This is a genomic window from Burkholderia sp. Ac-20353 (assembly GCF_017104785.1).
In the GTDB taxonomy this organism is placed as follows: domain Bacteria; phylum Pseudomonadota; class Gammaproteobacteria; order Burkholderiales; family Burkholderiaceae; genus Burkholderia.
The window spans coordinates 1-16,539 of record NZ_JAAGPL010000190.1; the positions used below are offsets into that span (position 1 = coordinate 1).

Genomic DNA, 16,539 nt, shown 5'->3' on the forward strand with positions numbered 1-16,539 from the left:
GCCGTCGCCCGTCGCGCCGGCGGCCGCACGCGCGGCCGCTTCCTGCTCGGCCAGCGCCGGCCGGTTGCGCAGGTGCAGCAGGAATTCCTGCACCATGCGGTCCCACAGCTCGATCGTCGAGCGCAGATGACGGGTCGACACGCCACCCGCGACGATCACGTCCATCTCGAGCGCGAGGAACGGCCCGTGGCTCGCAAGCCGCGCGAAGCGTTTCGTGCGGTTCCAGTCGGCCACCAGTTGCACGGGCAGGTCGCCCTGCACCTGCAGCACGCAGCCGAGCGTGTAGTCGAGGTAGCGCGTGGCGGCGGCGTCCGCTTGCACGGCACCGTGCTGCGGCGCCAGGCTCGGCGCGACATTGCCGAAGCGCACCGCGAAGCCGACGCCCTGGCTCGCGCTCATCAGCTGCATCGCGCCGTTCTGCTCGGTGGCGGTCACTCGGTAACCGGCGCTGCGGAACACGTCCGCAAGCTGCTCGACGCCGACCGCATCGATCAGCGCTTCCTGTGCCGGGCGCTCGCCCGACGCTTCCATCTTGCTGTCCTGCATGGCTCTCTCTTCCTTTTTTTCAACGAATCGATCGGATCATCCCGCGTGCACCGTGCCCATCACTGCGTGCCGGACGGCGCGGACGCCGGAGTTGCTGCCGCAGCAGCGGCCGCGTTCGCCGCGACCGCCGGCCGCGCTGCCGGGTCGTACTTGCCCGCATACAGCGCGTCCCCGTAGCGCTGCGCGAGATCGTCGTATTTCACGCGTGCTGCTCGCGCGAACGGCTGTCGCGACGCGAAGAACGTGCCGATCCCGACATGCTCGTACGCATCGAGAATCTCGTGACCCACGCGGTACAGTTCTGCATTGTGGGCCGCGCAGGTTTTCAGTTGCGTGTCACGCGCGCTGATTTCGGTCTGCATCTGCGTGTGCTGCGCGTCGCGCGCGCGCGATACGGTCAGCAGGTCCTCATAGGACGACTTGTATTTCGCGAGCGCCTGCGCATCCTGCTCCCGCGCGGACCGTTCCTGCGCCAGCGCGCGCTTGGCCGCCGCTTCGCCGCTCGATTCGCCCTTCGCTGCCGCGGCTTGGGCCTGGGCGGCCTTCAGCTGCGTGAGCGCGGCGTCGCGCTGCTGCTCGGCGGCCGTCTTCTCCGCCTGAAGCTGCGCCTGCGCGTCCTGCAGCTGACGCAGTTCCTGCACGGTCGAGCGCAACTGGCCGCGCAGCTTGTCCTCGATGCTCTGCGCGCCGGCGGAGCCGGCGGCAGACAGCAGCGCGCCGGCGAGCGCCGCCGCGACCAGTGCGTGTTGAGCTGTGTTCATACGGCACTCCATCAGAAGCGGGCGTTGAGCTCGAGCTGCAGCACGTCGATCGACACCGGCGGGCCGTACACTTCCTTCGCGCTCAGGTAGCGTGCCGACACCCACGCGTCGCGCGCGACCGCGTAGGCCGCGCCGATTACGTAGCCGCGCGCGTTGGTGCCGCCCAGGTGGAAGTCGGAGTCGTTGAACGCATCGAGCACGGCGTCGGGCTGCAGGTACTTGTACGCGACCGAGAAGTTCCACTGCCCCTTCGCACGCGGCTCGGGTTCGCCGAACGTCGCCTTCGCGAGGAAGCCGTTCGGGCCGCTGCGGTAGTCGGCGCGCGTCGCATTGACCGACGTCGACTCGTAGTTGTTGACCGGCAGCGACGCCGCGCTGAACGCCTTGTTCTCGTTGTACGCGAGGTTGCGCACGAATTCGCCGTCGAGCCGCAGCTTGAAGCGGTCGGCGACGACGGTATCCCACTGCGCCTTCAGGTCGAGCAGCCGGTAGTTGTATGCGAGACCGAACAGCTGCGGCTGCGGCGTGAGGCCCGGCGCGAGGTTCGGGTTCTGCACGATGTTGCGCAGCGCGATCAGCGTGTTGCCGCCCTGCATGAAGGTCGGCGCCTCGTTGTCCGTGCTGCAGCTCGTCGCGCCGAGATACAGCGCGCACGGCGACGACAGCGTGCCGCGCATGTTCTGGAAGTCGTAGTAAGCGACCGAGCCCTTCAGGCGGTTCTTCGCGTCGATCTTCCAGTCCGCGCCGAACTGCGCGCCGAGCATCCACTTCGTGTCGCTGCCGGCCTTGTCGGTGCTGTTCGACGGGAAGTTCTCGCTCGTGTACTGGATCGGGAACACGCCGAGCGTGCCGAACAGCGTGACGTCCGGGGCCGCGGGCAGCGCATGGCGCAGGTTCACCGCGAGGCCGTCCATCATCAGGTCGTCGGAGAAGATCAGGTCCGACTTGAAGAACGGGTTGTCGAACCGGCCGGCGGTCAGGTTCAGCCACGTCGTCGGCTTGTACGAGAAGTACGCCTTGTTCAGCCAGATGTTCTTCTTGCCCCAGCCGCCGCCAGCCGTGCCCGTGGTCGACACCGGGCCGTTGTCGTTGCCGCTCGCGAGCTGCAGGCCGGCCGTCAGCTCGTCGGACAGCACCGCCGTCACGCCGAGCCGCGCGCGATAGCGCAGCAGGTTGTTGCGGTTTTGCGTCGTGTTCTGCGTCGGCAGCTGCGTCGTGTTCGTGTTGCCGTTGACGTCGAATCCGCCGCCCTGGTTGATCGCCGCGAAGTTCGTGATGTTGTTCGCGTTGCGGCTGCCGTAGAAGTGGTATTCGTCACGCACGCGCATGTCGCCGTCGAGCGTGATGCGCGACACCCAGTCCGGGAACGTGTTCGGCTGCGCCCAGTTCTCGGCCTTCGCCTGCGCGATCACTTCCTGCTTCACCTGGTCGCGAATCTGGTCGCGCACGACCTGCGGCACGTACGGCACCGACACGTCGCCCGGCTGCGTCGGCGCATTGACCGCCGCAGCCGCGGCGACCGGCGCGCCCGATGCACGAGCGGCCTTGGCCTGTGCGGCTTCCGTGCGCGCCTCGCTGATCAGCCCGTTCGCATTCTGCTGCGTGAGCACGCCGCGCTTGACCAGCAGGTTGATCAGGTTGATCACCACGCTTTCGGTCGGCGCGGCCTGGCCCGTGGCCGCCTGCGTCTCGAGCGACTGCGCATGGCCGGCGGACGCGCACGTCAGCCCGAGCGTCAGTACCGCCGCGCCGACGCGCGACAGTCGCAAGGGCATCGCACCGCTGCGGGGCACCCCACCCCGTCCGTTCATCTTCTGAATCATCAAAGCACTCCGAACAATGGCTGTTCTTTTCCGGCAGGATCCGTGCGTCGGACCTGCCCCATGACGTGTTCGCCGCTCATGCCCGCGCCATCACGCCGGCTTGCGGCCCTGCAACCTGACAAGCACCGGATACGCGGTCGCGGGCGGCGGCGCCTCGTCGACCCGGCCGAGCGCTTCGACCGCCGCGATCACCGCCGCGTCGATCTTCGCGTCGCCGGTCGACTGCGCGATCGTCACCTTCGTGATGTGTCCCGACGGGTCCATCCACAGGTTCAGGCTGCCCGCGAAGCGCGCGCCGCCGGCGTCCTGCACACCCTTGTCCTGCTCGATCGCGCGCTGCAGCACGTAGACCATGTATTGCGCATAGCTCGCGTTGCCGAACCGACCGCCGCCGCCGCTGCCGACCATCCCGGAGCCGTCGCCCGCGCCGATGTTGAAGCTGTCCGTGCCGGCCTGCGCGGGCGCGTTCATCGTCATCTGCTTCGGCTGGTTGTCCGACGGCTTCGGCGCCTCGGAAGGCTTCGGCGCGACGGTCGGCTTGTCGACCGGCGTCTTCACCTCCTCCTTCACCTTCTCGGGCGGCGGCTTCTGTTTCGGCGGCGGAGGCGGTGGCGGCAGCGGAATCACCGTCGTCACCTGTGGCGCGCTCGCGCGCTTCACGCCCGTGGTATCGCTGGCGAGATGCCAGATCAGTGCCGCGATGCCCGCGATCACGAGCGCGATCACGGCGGGCTTCACGTAGCGGGCCGGGCCCTTGTCCGGCGGGCCGCCGTTGTAGGTCATTTCCATCGCCGGTCCCTAGCCGCCCTGTTTGGCCTTGCCCGTCACGAGGCCGACCTGCGACAGGTCGAGGCGCCGCAACAGGTCGAGCACGTCCATCACGCGCTGGTACTGCACCGCCGCATCGCCCTTCAGCACGATCGGAAACTCGGGATTGCTCGCCTTCTCGGTACGCAGCCGGCTCTCGAGTTCGTCCATCGTCACCGGATACGCATCGAGGAAGATCTGCCCCGAATCCGCGACGGTAATCGCCTTCGTCTTCGGTTTTGCGAGGCTCGCGGACGAGCTCGCCTTCGGCAGATCGACCTTGATGCCCTGCACCGACGCGGTCGTCATGATGATGAAGATGATCAGCAGCACGTACGCGAGGTCGAGCATCGGCGTGATGTTGATGTCGTCGTACGGCTTGTCGTCGTCCTGAACCTGCATGGTGGTCTCCCCGCGTCCGTTCAGTCGGCCAGCACCGCGTGATCCGGCGCGCGATGCGCTTCGGCAAGCCGCGTGACGAATTCGTCGACGAACACCTGCATGTTCGCGGTCACGTTCTTGTTGCGGATCAGCAGGTAGTTGTAGCCAAATAGCGCCGGAATCGCGACGAACAGGCCCGTGACCGTCGCGAGCAGCGCGGCCGCGATACCCGGCGCGATCGCGTTCACGTTCACGTCGCCGGCCGCCGCGATTGCCGCGAACGTGATCATCACGCCGACCACCGTGCCGAGCAGGCCGAGGAACGGGCCGCCCGAGATCGCGATCGTCAGCAGCACCATCGACTTCGACAGCCGCTGGTTCTCGCGCACGAGCGTCGCGTCCATCGACGCGCGGATCGCCTCGATCGATTCGCTCGTGATCACCGTGCGGCCGTTGCCGTCGACACGGCTGTGGATTTCATGGACGCCCGCGCGATACAGCCGATACAGCGACGACTGATACAGGCGGCGGCCTTCCTCGCTCTTCTCGTCGACATGCGCGAGGCCGACCAGGTGGCGGCCCGCCACTTCGCGAAAGCGCTGCACGAAGAACTGGTTGGCCTTGTCGACCGTGCCGACGTAGCGCGCCTTCGTCCACATCACGACCCACGACACGGCGGCCATCGCGAGCAGGATCGTGATCACGACCCACGCGTCGACCGTCACCGACTGCACGATCACGCCGAAGTAGCCGAAGCCGAAGCCCGACTGCTTCTCGTCGTTGCCGTACGCGACGAGCTTCGATTCGGAGCCCTGCGCGAGCGTGTCGACCGCGATCGCGGCCGGCGAGCGTGCGATCTTCGACAGCCGCAGCTCATCCATTGCGCCCGTGTAGCCGGCGAAGCCTGCCGGCGCGCCGGCGACGTCCGCACCGACTGCTGCCGCACTGGTCAGTGCCGGCAGCGTCGCGGCCACTTGCGCCACCTGCTTGCCGTTCGCGTAGACGGTCAGGTTCTTGCCGTCGGCCGTCACCGCGACATACGTCCACTGGTTCGCGGCGACCGGCGCTGCGCCGAGCGTGCGCACCGGTGCAGCGCCGCCGTCGACCTGTGCGAACGGCACGCCGTTGTCGAGACCGATCAGCAGTGCATTCGCGCCATCGCGGCGGCTATAGAGCAGCGTGTTCGGCGCGAGCGCCGACGGTTTCACCCACGCGCTGAACGTGAAGCTGCCGCCGGCGGCAACGTTCAGCGACGGGCTGGCCGGCAGGTTCAGCGCGGTGCTGCCGTCAAACTGCGCGCCCTTGCCGACGATGCCGTCCTCGATGGTCTTGAACGGTGCGTTCTGCGCGTTGTTGCCGTACGCGGTCGCGTCCTTCGGCGGCGCGCCTGCCGCGCTGTTGAAGTGATAGACGAGCGTGTAGTCCGCATCGAACGTCTCGGCCGGCTTGCCGCCATCCGGCGCCTTCTTGTTGCCGTAGTACATCCAGATCGATTGCGCGGCGCCGGCCGGCAGTTGCGGGATGTCGACCCAGATCAGCGCGACGCCGAGCATCGCGTCGTACTGCTCGATGTGATAGTTGAGCGGGGTCTTGTCGTCGGCCGCGACGAAGCGGATATCCGCGCCGTTGTCCGCGAGGCCGTCGAACTGGAAGTTGCCCGAATGCAGGCGAATGAGCAGCGGCACGCGGCCGGCCGACTCCGTCAGGTTCGCACCCTTCGGTCCGGCATCGATCGTGATCGCCTTCCGGTACGACCAGTCGTTCTGCCACCACGCGTTGGCAATGCCGGGCAGCACGCCCAGCAGCACCGCCATCAGTAAAAACAAGACTCGCTTCACGATCCACTCCCGGTATGAACGATCCCGGCGCTCCGCGCGGGACCCGTCCGATCAAAAATCCGTCAGGTCAGAACCCCAGTCGCACGTAGAAATCGAACCTGGGGCTGTATTGCCTCGTGTAGACACCGGCCTTCAGCGGCCAGCCGGCCTCGAAATCCGCGCTCGCATACTTGAAGAGCTGCAGTCGCGTACCGACCCCGACGCTCAGCAGGTTGAAACTCGACGTCTGTTCCGGCAGCGGGCTCAGCAGCCACAGGTGCGCGGCATCGACGAACGCGTGGAAACGCCATTCGTTCACGCGGCCGCCGAGGTATTTCGCGAGCGACGGGCTCCGCAGTTCGAGCGAACCGATCACGCCGCTGTCGGCAGTGTCTTCCGCCTGCATGTAGCCGCGCACGCTGTTCATCCCGCCCGCGGCGAACTGTTCGCTCGACACGAGCGGCGAGTTCGAGATCTGCGCGCTGACGTGTGCGTTCGCCTGCATGTCGTTCTTGAAGCGCTGCGTGTGATTCACGTCGAATTTCCCGTACACGAAATCCGGCGTCGCGTTGTAGCGCTTGTTGTCCCATGCGCCCCAGTCGCTGCCGAGGCCGCGGATGTTCGTCGTCAGCGCTGCGGAGAACGACGTCTGCGACTGCTGCAGGCTCAGCTGGCCGTTGTACGAGACTGTGACCGGCACGTAGGTGAGCGGCGCGGTGGACGTCTGCCCCGCGAGGCTCACGTTCTCGTCGTAATGCTTGCGATCGATCTCGACGCTCACCGAGTGCGCGTACGTGTCCGACGACGGCAGCGCGTAAATCGCGGTGAAGCCGTAGGTCGTGCCCTTGCCGAGCACGTTGGTGCCGCCGACCGACGCGACGTTGCTGTCCGAATGCACGACGGTCGCGAGCAGGCTCCAGTGCGTGTCCTTCAGCGGCGCGAGATACGAGAACGAATAGACGCGCGCGTCGTTCGGATGCTGCGGCGCGAGCACATAGGTGCCGGAAATCACGTGGCCGAGCTGCCACAGGTTCGAATAGCTGAAGCTCGCGGTCGTGCGCAGCGTCGACGTGCCCGGGCTGTTGTCGTTGTTCAGCTCGAGCGAGCCGTGCAGCGGACTGTGATCGTCGACCTTCAGGTCGACATCGACGGTCTGCGGCATCGCGCCCGGCTTGAGCACCGGTATCACCTGACGGTCCGCCGAGCGGTTCAGGTCGGTGAGCTGCTGCTGCGCCTGGTTGAAATCCGGCACCGAGCCTTCCGCGAGCGCCGGCACCGCATCGCGAATCTTCTGCGGCGAGTTGTAGTGCGCGCCGTCGACGCGCAGCCGGCCCACTTTCGCTTCCACCACCTGCAGCAGGATCACGCCGTTCTTCACCTGCTGCTGCGGCAGCTCGACGACGACCGACTGATAGCCGCGGTCCTGATACGCCTTCTGCAGCGCGTCGCGTGCGGCGTTCACGTCGGCGAGCGTGCGGCCCGGCCCTTCGAACGGATAGACGGCCTTCTCGATCTCGATCGCCGGCAGCGTGGTGTTGCCGCGCACGATGAACTCGTTGACGTCGAACGTGCGTGGCGCACCCGCCGCGCCCGGTGTGCCCGGCGTGGCCTGTGCAGCCTTCGCATCGGGCGCCGCGTCCTGCGCGCGTGCACCCGACGCGAGGCTCAGCCCCCCGACCAGCGCGACGCCGGCCAGGCACCGGCGTCGTCGTCGCCGCTGGTCGTGTGGTTTACGGTCTACTCTAGGCGGCATGCGCCATTCCCCTTTTTGTTCCGAATCCCGCTACGCATGCGAGGCCGCCGTCCGGCACGCCCCCGCTATCAAATCCCTGTTTCAGTTCGATGACTATCCGTCAGTCATCCTTAACATATCGGTCACACCTTGTTCCTCCGATCCGCCCGCCATGCCTGCTTCAGCTGCTTCGTCAGCGATGCCCGTGCATTTCCGGGGCCGCGTCGCTATCGCGGCCGAACGCGTCGGTCGCGAACCGCAGCAGCGCATCGACGCACGCGTCGATTCCGCAGCTTGCGGTGTCCAGCACCAGCCCGGCATCCGTCGGCGGCTCGTATGGCGACGACACGCCCGTGAATTCCGGCAGTTCGCCGCGATACGCCTTCGCGTACAGGCCTTTCGGGTCGCGCGCCGCGCAGACCTCGACAGGCGCGCTCACGTACACGTCGCGGAACGCGTCGCCGATCGCCGCGCGCGCTTGCTCGCGCATTGCTGCAAGTGGCGAGATCATCGCGACGATCACGACAAAGCCGGCCTCGACGAACAGCGCCGCGACTTCGGCGGTCCGTCGCACGTTCTCGAACCGGTCGCGTTCCGAGAACCCCAGGTCGCGATTCAATCCGTTGCGCAGCCGGTCGCCGTCGAGCACCATCGTCGGCGTGCCGCGGCGGCGCAGGCACGCAGCGAGCGCCTGTGCGAGCGTCGTCTTGCCGGCGCCCGACAACCCGGTCAGCCACAACACGCCGCCACTCGTGGCGGCTTCGGCCAGCGCATTCGCGCGCACCGGCGACAGCGCCGCGCCGTCGCTGGATGCTCCGTCGTTGAATGCCCGATCAGCAGCACCTACCGACAAAGACGAAACCAGCGGGGAAAACCCGCAAGATTTGATGTTCATCGCGTGCTCAATGGTCGGCGCGGTCGGCGGCGGCCGGTTCGTCCGCTTCGCGCGGACGCGTTTGCCAGAACCCGCCATGCATCGTCACGATCGACGGCGTCGCGCTCCATTCACGCGGCCCAAGAATCTCGGCGCGCCGCACGTTCGGCAGCACCTGCACGTCGAACACCTCGTCGACGCCGTTGAAGAACTGCAGGATGCCGAGCACCTCGCCGCTGTGCGCATCGAGCGCGGCGACACCCGCGACGAGCGCATCCTGCTCGCTTTCGATCGGCAGGCCCTGCGGCCCGCGCTTGTCGCGCAGCTTCGACAGGCCGACGAACAGCACGCCGCCATATTCGGCGAGCCCGTGCGTGAAGCCCGGCAGCTTCGCGAGCACGCGCTTCGCGCCGGTCTGCGGATCGATCTGCAGCACATGGCCGCGCCCGCCTTCGAGCACATGCAGCCGGCCGCCGATCACGCGCGGCGAATGCGGCATCGACAGCCCCGATGCGACAATCCGGCCCGACGGCACTTCCATCACGATGCCGCCGCTGGCCATGCCTTCGCGCCAGCCGAACGGCGTGTCGCTGTGCCCGAGCGCGGTCGCGTAACGTACCTTGCCTTCGCTGAACGCCATCCCGTTCAGATGGCAGCGGTCGTCGGGCACCGTCGCGGTGACGAACGGCGGCTGCCAGATCGGCGTGAAATTGAAGTAACCGTCAATCACGCAGATGCACGAGTAGCGCGTGTTGACCGCGAGCACCACCTGCTTGTCGAACGCCATGTCGTGCAGGTCGAGATCGCCGGTGTAATAGGACAGACGCGGAACGAACATCGCGTCGTAGTAGTCAGGGCGGGTCGGGTAATGCGGCGCGAGCGTCGACACGTTCGCGAACACCATCAGCTCGTGAATCGTCGCGATCGCGAGCCGGTTGCCGGCAACCGCCATCCCCATAGAGCGCGGCAGCAGGCACGCGGACAGCGTCGGGATGCCGTTGTCGACGCCGACCAGCGCGACGCCCGACGGACGGCGGCTGATCGCGAGCGAGCACTTCAGCGCCTCGAGCACCTCCAGGAAGCGGCCCGTATCGCGCAGGTTGATGTACGGCTCCGCAACATCGTCGTGCTCGGCCGGCTGCGCCGACGCCGTGACGTCCTCGATGTCCTGTCGTGCTGCGGTTTCGCTCGCCGAGCGAGTGTTCTCGAACTGTTCCACGTCCATGCACCTGTTGATTGCGCGCCGCGTTGCGACGACGGTCGATCGGTCTTACTCGTGTCCCATCGCGGTTCGTTGCGTCCGCATCCGGGTGGCGTTGCGCGTCGAAGCGAACAAGCCTGAACAACTCCGGATACAGCTCACACCTACCTAGACGGAACGGCTTGCGGATTGCCGCACAATTTTTTGCAATTTCGTTCGCAATTTCGTTCGCCGTGTCGCCGCGATCCGCCGGCCGCGCGCAACGACGCGGCCGCGATCGCGGTCGCGGCCCATCACTTCGAAAGAGGGAAGGTCATGCAAGCAGGAATGCAATCAGGTTGCGCGCCGCTTCGCACGAGCGACGTGCGCGGACGAGACGGCACCGCGCGCGTTACATGCGCGGCGCGCGCCGTCGCGTTGGCCTGGCCCTCCACACGCGTGCACCGACGGTCGCGTCGTGACCCGACGTCTGTCATGTTCGCGCCACCCGCCTGTCGACGGGCGACGCCGGTCCGGATCGTTCTCGCCGCGCCCTCTCCCGCGCAACAAGACCGCCGTGCTGCCCACCTTCGCCGGCACCGGCGGAACGCTTGCGCGCACCCGCCTGCGTACCCGCTTACGTACCTTGCAGCAGCCTGCTAATCGTCGGCTTCCAACCAGTAACTTTTTGTGACATTGCACCGAACTTTCATCCAAACGGATCCGCGGCCCCCGTCACTGGCTCTCCTCGACGCTGCGCCGCTCGACGGCACTGAGGCCCGCGAGCGCCGACAGGCGCGCGAGTGCGTGCGCGTCCAGCACGCCGCGGCCGACGACCTGCAGCGCGCTGTCCGGGTCATACGACAGCGTCGCCGGCTTCGCCTTGCGACGCGTATCGTCCGCGCCGCCGTCGCCGAAGCCCTCGACCTGCACGCTGATCGACCAGCGCCGCCGCCCGGCCCCCTCCGCGTTGCCGCGGGCGAGACTCTGCGCGATATCGTTCGCGGCCGACGCCGCGGCATCCGCCGCCGTCAGCGCGCCGGTGTCGATGCTCGCGACGGCCGGCAGGCCGGTCGTCTTGCCGCCCGCCTGGATGTTCGCCGCGTTCACGACATGCAGCGCGGCGACGTTCAGGTTCCCCGACACGCGGATCCCCGCCTCGCCCGCGTCGATCGTGCCGAGCGGCGCGACGAGGTTCATGTCGCCGGGCAAAATGCCCGGGATCGGCGCGAGCGTCGCGAAACCCGCGCCGGTGCTCGGCACGGTCGGCGACAGCGTCACGTTGCCGTAGGCGTCGTACAGGCGCCGCGCCTGTGCATACACGACGGTCGTCTTCGCGCCACGGCCCGCGTTGATGTCGCCGGTTGCCGGCTCCACCGGCGCCCTCTGTCTGACTAAGACCGAGTTTCGGCCGATCAAGATGCGCAAGCGCTGCCGCAAAGTATGCGCATCCGAGGCCCAGGTGACATGAAAATGCGCTGGATCGCCGGAGTGATGATGCGTGGTGCGAATTTTAGTGACCGAGATCAATCAGATCGGCAACGCGATCACCGAGTCGGCGTTCATGCACACCGGACTGGCGAGCCAACCGCGGAGCGTTGCCGACGAGCGGTCACGCTGCATTGCCGCACTACCAGCTTCGTCATACTCCTGGTGCGCCTCGTCGGTGGCTGAGCCAACACGCCAGCGGCAATCGTTATCGCGTCAAAATAGACGCCACGAAATTCGCCAAATATCTTCTCATGCTTTTTTATGCAATTGATATATAAGGATTTTTTACCGTGCAATCCCGACGTCTTCAAGCACAAATAGTCGCCACGGAACGCGCCACCTCGCACCTGGCCTACGCCTATCCATGACTGACACTGCCAGTTCGTACCCCTATTACGAGCCCCATCAGATGTCCCCAATGTTGCCCGGTGACCACCGGCTCGATGGTCTTCGGCCACTCGCGGCTGATGTCATCGCGGGGGCAAGTGGTCTTGTTGCCCACGGGATGCCGCGGTTGCGCGCGTTGTTGCGCGACGCGCTTCGGCCAATGAACTCGTACTATACGAACAAGATTGAGGGCCAGCATATTGAACCGTTGCTCATCGAGCAGGCCATGCGGCAGGACTTCTCCGGTAGTCCGGACGAGGCACGCCGTCAACGGATCGCCCTCGCCCACATCAACACAGAGCGCTGGAGCGAGACCGCCTGGATAGTATTTGACTCAATGACTTTTTTCACGCCCGAAACGGTGCGTGAAATTCACCGACATCTGCACGCCCAGCTGTTGCCTGAAGATCTCGCGCAGCGAGGCGACGATGGCGAGCTCGATGCGGTAACCCCTGGCGAATGGCGCACGCGCGGAGTTCGCGTTGGAAATCACGTGCCTCCCGATCCCGCGCGTATTCCTGCGCTCATGCAGCGCTGGCATGACGCCTACCGGCATGCCCGGGCCGGTGAAACAGCGCTCATTGCGCTTGTCGCAGCACATCACCGCCTGGCGTGGATTCACCCATTTCTGGACGGAAACGGCCGTACTGCGCGCCTGCACACGCATATCGGACTCGCTGGGCTTGGGCTTACTCACGGGCTGTGGTCGCCCATGCGAGGGCTTGCTCGTTCGCAGGCGCAATACTATGAGCGCCTGATTGCTGCCGACCAGTCGCGTCAGGGTGATCTGGATGGTCGCGGCAACCTCACCGAACACGGCCTCGTCGAGTTCATCGAATTTTTCCTCGGTATATGCGCTGATCAGATCCGCTTCATGGACGCGATGCTGGACCTCCGTGCGTTTGAGAATCGTCTTGCGCAGATGCTCGCCGCGCTCAGCCAGGACTCGGACACCCGATTTCTGCGCGTGGAAGCAGCACCTGCACTTTCGTATCTCGCGACCGTCGATTCCATAGACCGGTCACGGTTCAAGGCGATGACGGGACTCGCTGCACGCACGGCGGACAGAGTTCTCGCGGACCTGTTCAGGATTGGCATCTTGCGCTCGCCCAGCCCACGAGGTCCAGTGGAACTGGCGATCCCGCTGTCACTTTTTCGGTGGCTTTTCCCACGGCTTTGGCCCGAAGCGGAAGCCACGGGCGGTTAAGCTGATCAACATTATGACTATTGGCGGGAAGAAAGCCGTCATCTCCTACGATCCCGACACCGAGACGTTTCGTGGAGAGTTCGTCGGCCTGAACGGCGGAGCGGATTTTTACGCGGTCGACGTCTCGGGGCGACATCGCGAGGGCGAACTTTCGCTGAAGATCCTCCTCGAGGAATCCGAGCGGCGCGGCATCGATCCACACAAGAGCTTCTCGGGAAAGCTAACGCTGCGGGTCTCACCGCAAACGCACGAAGCCGCTGCGGTAGCAGCGGCCGCGCACGGGGTAAGCCTGAATCAGTGGGCGGTCAACGTGCTGGAGCAAGCCGCGGCAGCGCAGTAAATTGCAACCCATGCCGGATATCGCCAGCAGCAGAAGTCGGCGCCGCCCCGATGACTATCGCCCCTCCGTGCTCGCGCACTGGCCACGTCATGCACGCGCCGCGTCTCCGAGGCGAACCGCGGATCGCCCTTGCGTTTGAGGGTCATGTCGTTCGGCACAACGGTTTGCCCGAAGCGATGCTTGCCGCGGGCGCGAATCGGCATGGCGTGCTCGCCGCTGCCGAAACACAGCGTGGCGCGGGCGGCGGTGCCGCCCAAGTACATGCGCTTCCGGCCCGCTGGATCCGGATAGCTGTAGCCCGCAAAGCGCGTCACTGACTTGATCTGTGCAAAGCCGGGGCTCTACCCCGACTTGACGGCATGTTGCATATCGTTCAGCTTGGCTGTACTGCATTTACAAGCCATTTTTTTGAGAACATCGGACGTGTCGCTATAGCCTGACTCCAAAGGAAAAGCCCGCCGGTCCAAAGACAAACGCCGCAAATAGTCGCCAAGGAACGCGCCAACTCGCACTTGGCCTTTGCCTATCCATAACTGAGACCACCAACTCGTACCTCTATTACGATCCCCATCGGATGTCCCCGATGTTGCCCGGTCACCATCGGCTCGATGCTCTCGGCACCCACAAGAAGAAAGCCTGCGGCAAAGCGGCCTGCCAAACGTCTTGATGAATAACAAGACCGTCAACGGTGACACCATGTCGATCGCCACGATACTCAGGCGGTGGCTCGCAGAGAAACTGACCGCCGTCCATGCGGCCACGGCCGGCGGACGCCTGCGCGGCGGTGGCTACGGCCGGCCGATACCGCGTGCGCGCCCGCTGCGCTGGCGCGCCCCCTGGCTGCCCTGGCAACTGCTGTCGTGGGTCGCGCTGACCGTGCTCGCGCCGCCGTTCTGGTCGATCGGCACGCTGCTGCTGATCAACCCGGCGAGCGACCAGCCGTTCTTCTGGGGCGCCGCAATGGCGATCGTGCCGATCGCGAACGGCGTCGCGATCGTCGCCGCGAACCAGCATCATCACCGCGCGCCGTTCACCAGCCGCCGCGCGGTCGCCGCGCATTGCTTCTGCATCGGCATGACGCTCTCGTGCGTGCTGTTCGCGCTGCTGCTGTGGCACGCGGACGCGATCGCCGGGCTGATCGGCCCGCTCGCGCTGTCGGCTGGCGGCACGCGCGACGCGTCGCTCGCCGGGTGGGTCGCGGCGCTCGTCGCAGGGTTCGGATTCGCGTCATCCGCGCATGCGAGCATGCTGCACGCGTGGCTGGCGTTCGACGTGTGACGGCCGCGCACGCCATGTCACTCTTACGTCACCGTTGCGTTGCCCTCATGTCGCCTCACGTAGACGAAACCCGACCATGTGCCGACACGAACCTCTTCGCATGAAACGCGCATCGCGCGAGCGCGGCATCGCGCTCATCACGGTGCTGCTCGTCGTCGCGCTCGCCGCGGCAATCGCAGCGAGCGTGCTGTGGCGCCAGCAGGTCGCGACCCGCGACGTCGAGAACCAGCGTCTCGCGACACAGACGATGTGGGCCGAGCGCGCCGCCGTCGAGTGGGCGCGTGCGCTGCTGCGCGCGCAGAGCGCGACGTCAAACGTCACGGTGGCGGGCCAGACATGGTCGGCGCCGGTCAGCGACGTGCAGCTCGGCGACTTCCTGCCGCAGGACGCCGCCGCGCTGAATGCGGAACTCGCGCGCGCGTGGATCTCCGGGCAGGTCGAGGATGCGCAGGCGCGCTTCAACCTGACGAACCTCGTCGCGCGCATCGCACCGGGCAAGCCGTGGCAGGCCAACGGGGAAGGCGTGCTCGCGTACCGCCGGCTGCTCGGCGAGCTGTCGCTGGATCCCGCGCTCGCGCAGCGGACCGCCGACTACATGCTGCAGTCGCTGCGCGACGCGAACGGGCAAGGCGGCTGGCCGTTGCAGCTCGTGACGGTGGACGACCTCGCGCGGATTCCCGGCTACGACGCGCGCGCGATTTCGGCGCTCGCGCCGCTCGTGATGGTGCTGCCCGACCTGACGACCATCAATGTGAACACCGCGGCCGAGCCCGTGCTCGTCGCGGCAATTCCGACGCTATCGCGCAGCCAGGCGCAACGGCTCGTCGAGCGGCGCAACACCGCGTATTTCATCAGCACCGGCGACGTCGCGAACTACCTCGCGCCGCTGCAGGGTAATGCGACGCTGCCGGACGGCGCGCTCGCGGGCGTGAACAGCGGCTACTTTCTCGTTCATTGCCGGGTTCACTCGGCGCGCGTCAATGCGCGTATCGACACGCTGATCGCGCGCTACGGGATCGGCAACTTCGCGTGGACGTCGGTGATCTGGGTGCATCGGCTCGCGAGCTGACTGTGGCGCCTGCGCGCGGGTCGCCGCGCACGGGCGCTGTGGCATTCACGCAAAGCAGCGGGGTCACGCGAAGCGGCGCTCGTTCAGCGGGAGCTCGCCGAGCACGGCTGTATGCGCGCGCTGCGCGGCGCCTTGCGCGGCCTTCGCATGGACAGCTCCCGCATGCGCGGCCCCCGTGTGGACGACTCCGGTGTGGGCCACCCCGGTATCGACCGTCCCCGCATAATCCAGCGACAGCCGCCGCACGCTCGTCTCGCGCACTTCACCGAGCAGCCGGTTCCAGTCCTCGATCGACACCAGCAGCGCGATCGGCCGGTTGTACTTCGTGACCATCACGAGCGCCTCGCTCGCGTGGCGCAGCGCCTTCGACGGATTGCTGCTGAAGTCGCGCGTCGCCATCGCGATCGTGCGCAGGCTGAATACGTTCGACGCCACGTCGTCGCCTTCGTCTTGCAGTAGCCCGTCGACCGTGGCCGCGCGCAGCTGCGACTGCGATTTCACCGTCAGCCGGTTCTCGCGGCGCTTTCGGCGCTCGCTGCGCGGATCGACGTGGCCCGCGAGCAGCCGCACGGCCTCGCCGAGCGCCGTCGCCGGCAGTTGGTCGTAGCGCCGCCACCACGAAGGCGGCAGCGCGATCATCATCCCCGCGTACGCCGCGCGCACGCCGGCCGCGATATGCGACGGCAGTCGTTCGATGTCGCGCGCGTCGAGGTCGAGTGCCGCGCGGACGGCATTGGCCATCACGCCGCACACGTTGTACGCGATCGCCGCGATCCCGCGCGCGAGCAGCGCCGCGCGCGGCGGTACGTTCGCGAGCAGCCCGCCGCCGAGCGCCGCGTCGACGGG

At 66.7% G+C, this 16,539-nt stretch carries 14 protein-coding genes and 1 pseudogene; 4 read left to right on the forward strand and 11 right to left on the reverse strand.

What is annotated here, in order from left to right:
- The 10 genes from G3N94_RS33115 to G3N94_RS33160 form a co-directional block, all read right to left on the reverse strand.
- A partial coding sequence (locus G3N94_RS33115) for a YbjN domain-containing protein (RefSeq protein WP_205797861.1) occupies positions 1 to 546 on the reverse strand: 546 nt, incomplete at its 3' end.
- Between the two features lie 59 nt (positions 547 to 605).
- Complete coding sequence (locus tag G3N94_RS33120) at positions 606 to 1,307, reverse strand: hypothetical protein (RefSeq protein ID WP_205797863.1); 702 nt, start codon at positions 1,305 to 1,307, stop codon at positions 606 to 608.
- 11 nt (positions 1,308 to 1,318) lie between these two features.
- Positions 1,319 to 3,130, reverse strand: coding sequence for a putative porin (locus tag G3N94_RS33125; RefSeq protein WP_205797865.1), 1,812 nt, complete (start codon positions 3,128 to 3,130; stop codon positions 1,319 to 1,321).
- A 90-nt stretch (positions 3,131 to 3,220) separates the two neighbouring features.
- Positions 3,221 to 3,919 carry an energy transducer TonB gene (locus tag G3N94_RS33130; protein ID WP_205797867.1) on the reverse strand — a complete coding sequence of 233 codons (699 nt, stop codon included), beginning with the start codon at positions 3,917 to 3,919 and terminating at the stop codon, positions 3,221 to 3,223.
- Between the two features lie 9 nt (positions 3,920 to 3,928).
- The gene (locus G3N94_RS33135; RefSeq protein ID WP_059748770.1) at positions 3,929 to 4,339 is read right to left on the reverse strand and encodes a biopolymer transporter ExbD; all 411 of its coding nucleotides are present in this window, start codon (positions 4,337 to 4,339) and stop codon (positions 3,929 to 3,931) included.
- A gap of 20 nt (positions 4,340 to 4,359) precedes the next feature.
- Positions 4,360 to 6,132, reverse strand: coding sequence for a MotA/TolQ/ExbB proton channel family protein (locus tag G3N94_RS33140; RefSeq protein WP_241022209.1), 1,773 nt, complete (start codon positions 6,130 to 6,132; stop codon positions 4,360 to 4,362).
- Positions 6,133 to 6,223: 91 nt separating this feature from the next.
- Positions 6,224 to 7,888 carry a ShlB/FhaC/HecB family hemolysin secretion/activation protein gene (locus G3N94_RS33145; RefSeq protein ID WP_205797871.1) on the reverse strand — a complete coding sequence of 555 codons (1,665 nt, stop codon included), beginning with the start codon at positions 7,886 to 7,888 and terminating at the stop codon, positions 6,224 to 6,226.
- A gap of 172 nt (positions 7,889 to 8,060) precedes the next feature.
- Positions 8,061 to 8,762, reverse strand: coding sequence for an adenylyl-sulfate kinase (cysC, locus tag G3N94_RS33150; protein ID WP_205797873.1), 702 nt, complete (start codon positions 8,760 to 8,762; stop codon positions 8,061 to 8,063).
- Positions 8,763 to 8,769: 7 nt separating this feature from the next.
- Positions 8,770 to 9,960, reverse strand: coding sequence for a TIGR03032 family protein (locus tag G3N94_RS33155; RefSeq protein ID WP_346778747.1), 1,191 nt, complete (start codon positions 9,958 to 9,960; stop codon positions 8,770 to 8,772).
- Between the two features lie 696 nt (positions 9,961 to 10,656).
- On the reverse strand, positions 10,657 to 11,298 hold the full coding sequence (locus G3N94_RS33160) for a filamentous hemagglutinin family protein (RefSeq protein ID WP_346778748.1): 642 nt from the start codon (positions 11,296 to 11,298) through the stop codon (positions 10,657 to 10,659).
- A 523-nt stretch (positions 11,299 to 11,821) separates the two neighbouring features.
- On the opposite strand from G3N94_RS33160, the gene G3N94_RS33165 reads away from it, so the two are divergent.
- The 4 genes from G3N94_RS33165 to gspK all read left to right on the forward strand — a co-directional run bounded on the left by G3N94_RS33165 (position 11,822) and on the right by gspK (position 15,693).
- Positions 11,822 to 13,006: a Fic family protein gene (locus G3N94_RS33165; protein ID WP_205797879.1), complete on the forward strand. Its 1,185-nt coding sequence runs from the start codon at positions 11,822 to 11,824 to the stop codon at positions 13,004 to 13,006.
- 1 nt (position 13,007) lies between these two features.
- A complete protein-coding gene (locus G3N94_RS33170) occupies positions 13,008 to 13,346 on the forward strand; it encodes a type II toxin-antitoxin system HicB family antitoxin (protein ID WP_205797883.1) in 339 nt (112 codons plus the stop codon).
- A gap of 666 nt (positions 13,347 to 14,012) precedes the next feature.
- A complete protein-coding gene (locus G3N94_RS33175) occupies positions 14,013 to 14,624 on the forward strand; it encodes a hypothetical protein (RefSeq protein WP_346778749.1) in 612 nt (203 codons plus the stop codon).
- Positions 14,625 to 14,724: 100 nt separating this feature from the next.
- Positions 14,725 to 15,693, forward strand: a complete 969-nt coding sequence (gene gspK / locus G3N94_RS33180; protein ID WP_241022207.1) for a type II secretion system minor pseudopilin GspK — start codon at positions 14,725 to 14,727, stop codon at positions 15,691 to 15,693.
- Between the two features lie 63 nt (positions 15,694 to 15,756).
- On the opposite strand, the pseudogene G3N94_RS33185 reads toward gspK, so the two are convergent.
- Positions 15,757 to 16,539 (reverse strand): annotated as a pseudogene (locus G3N94_RS33185) (type II toxin-antitoxin system Phd/YefM family antitoxin); the annotation flags it as partial.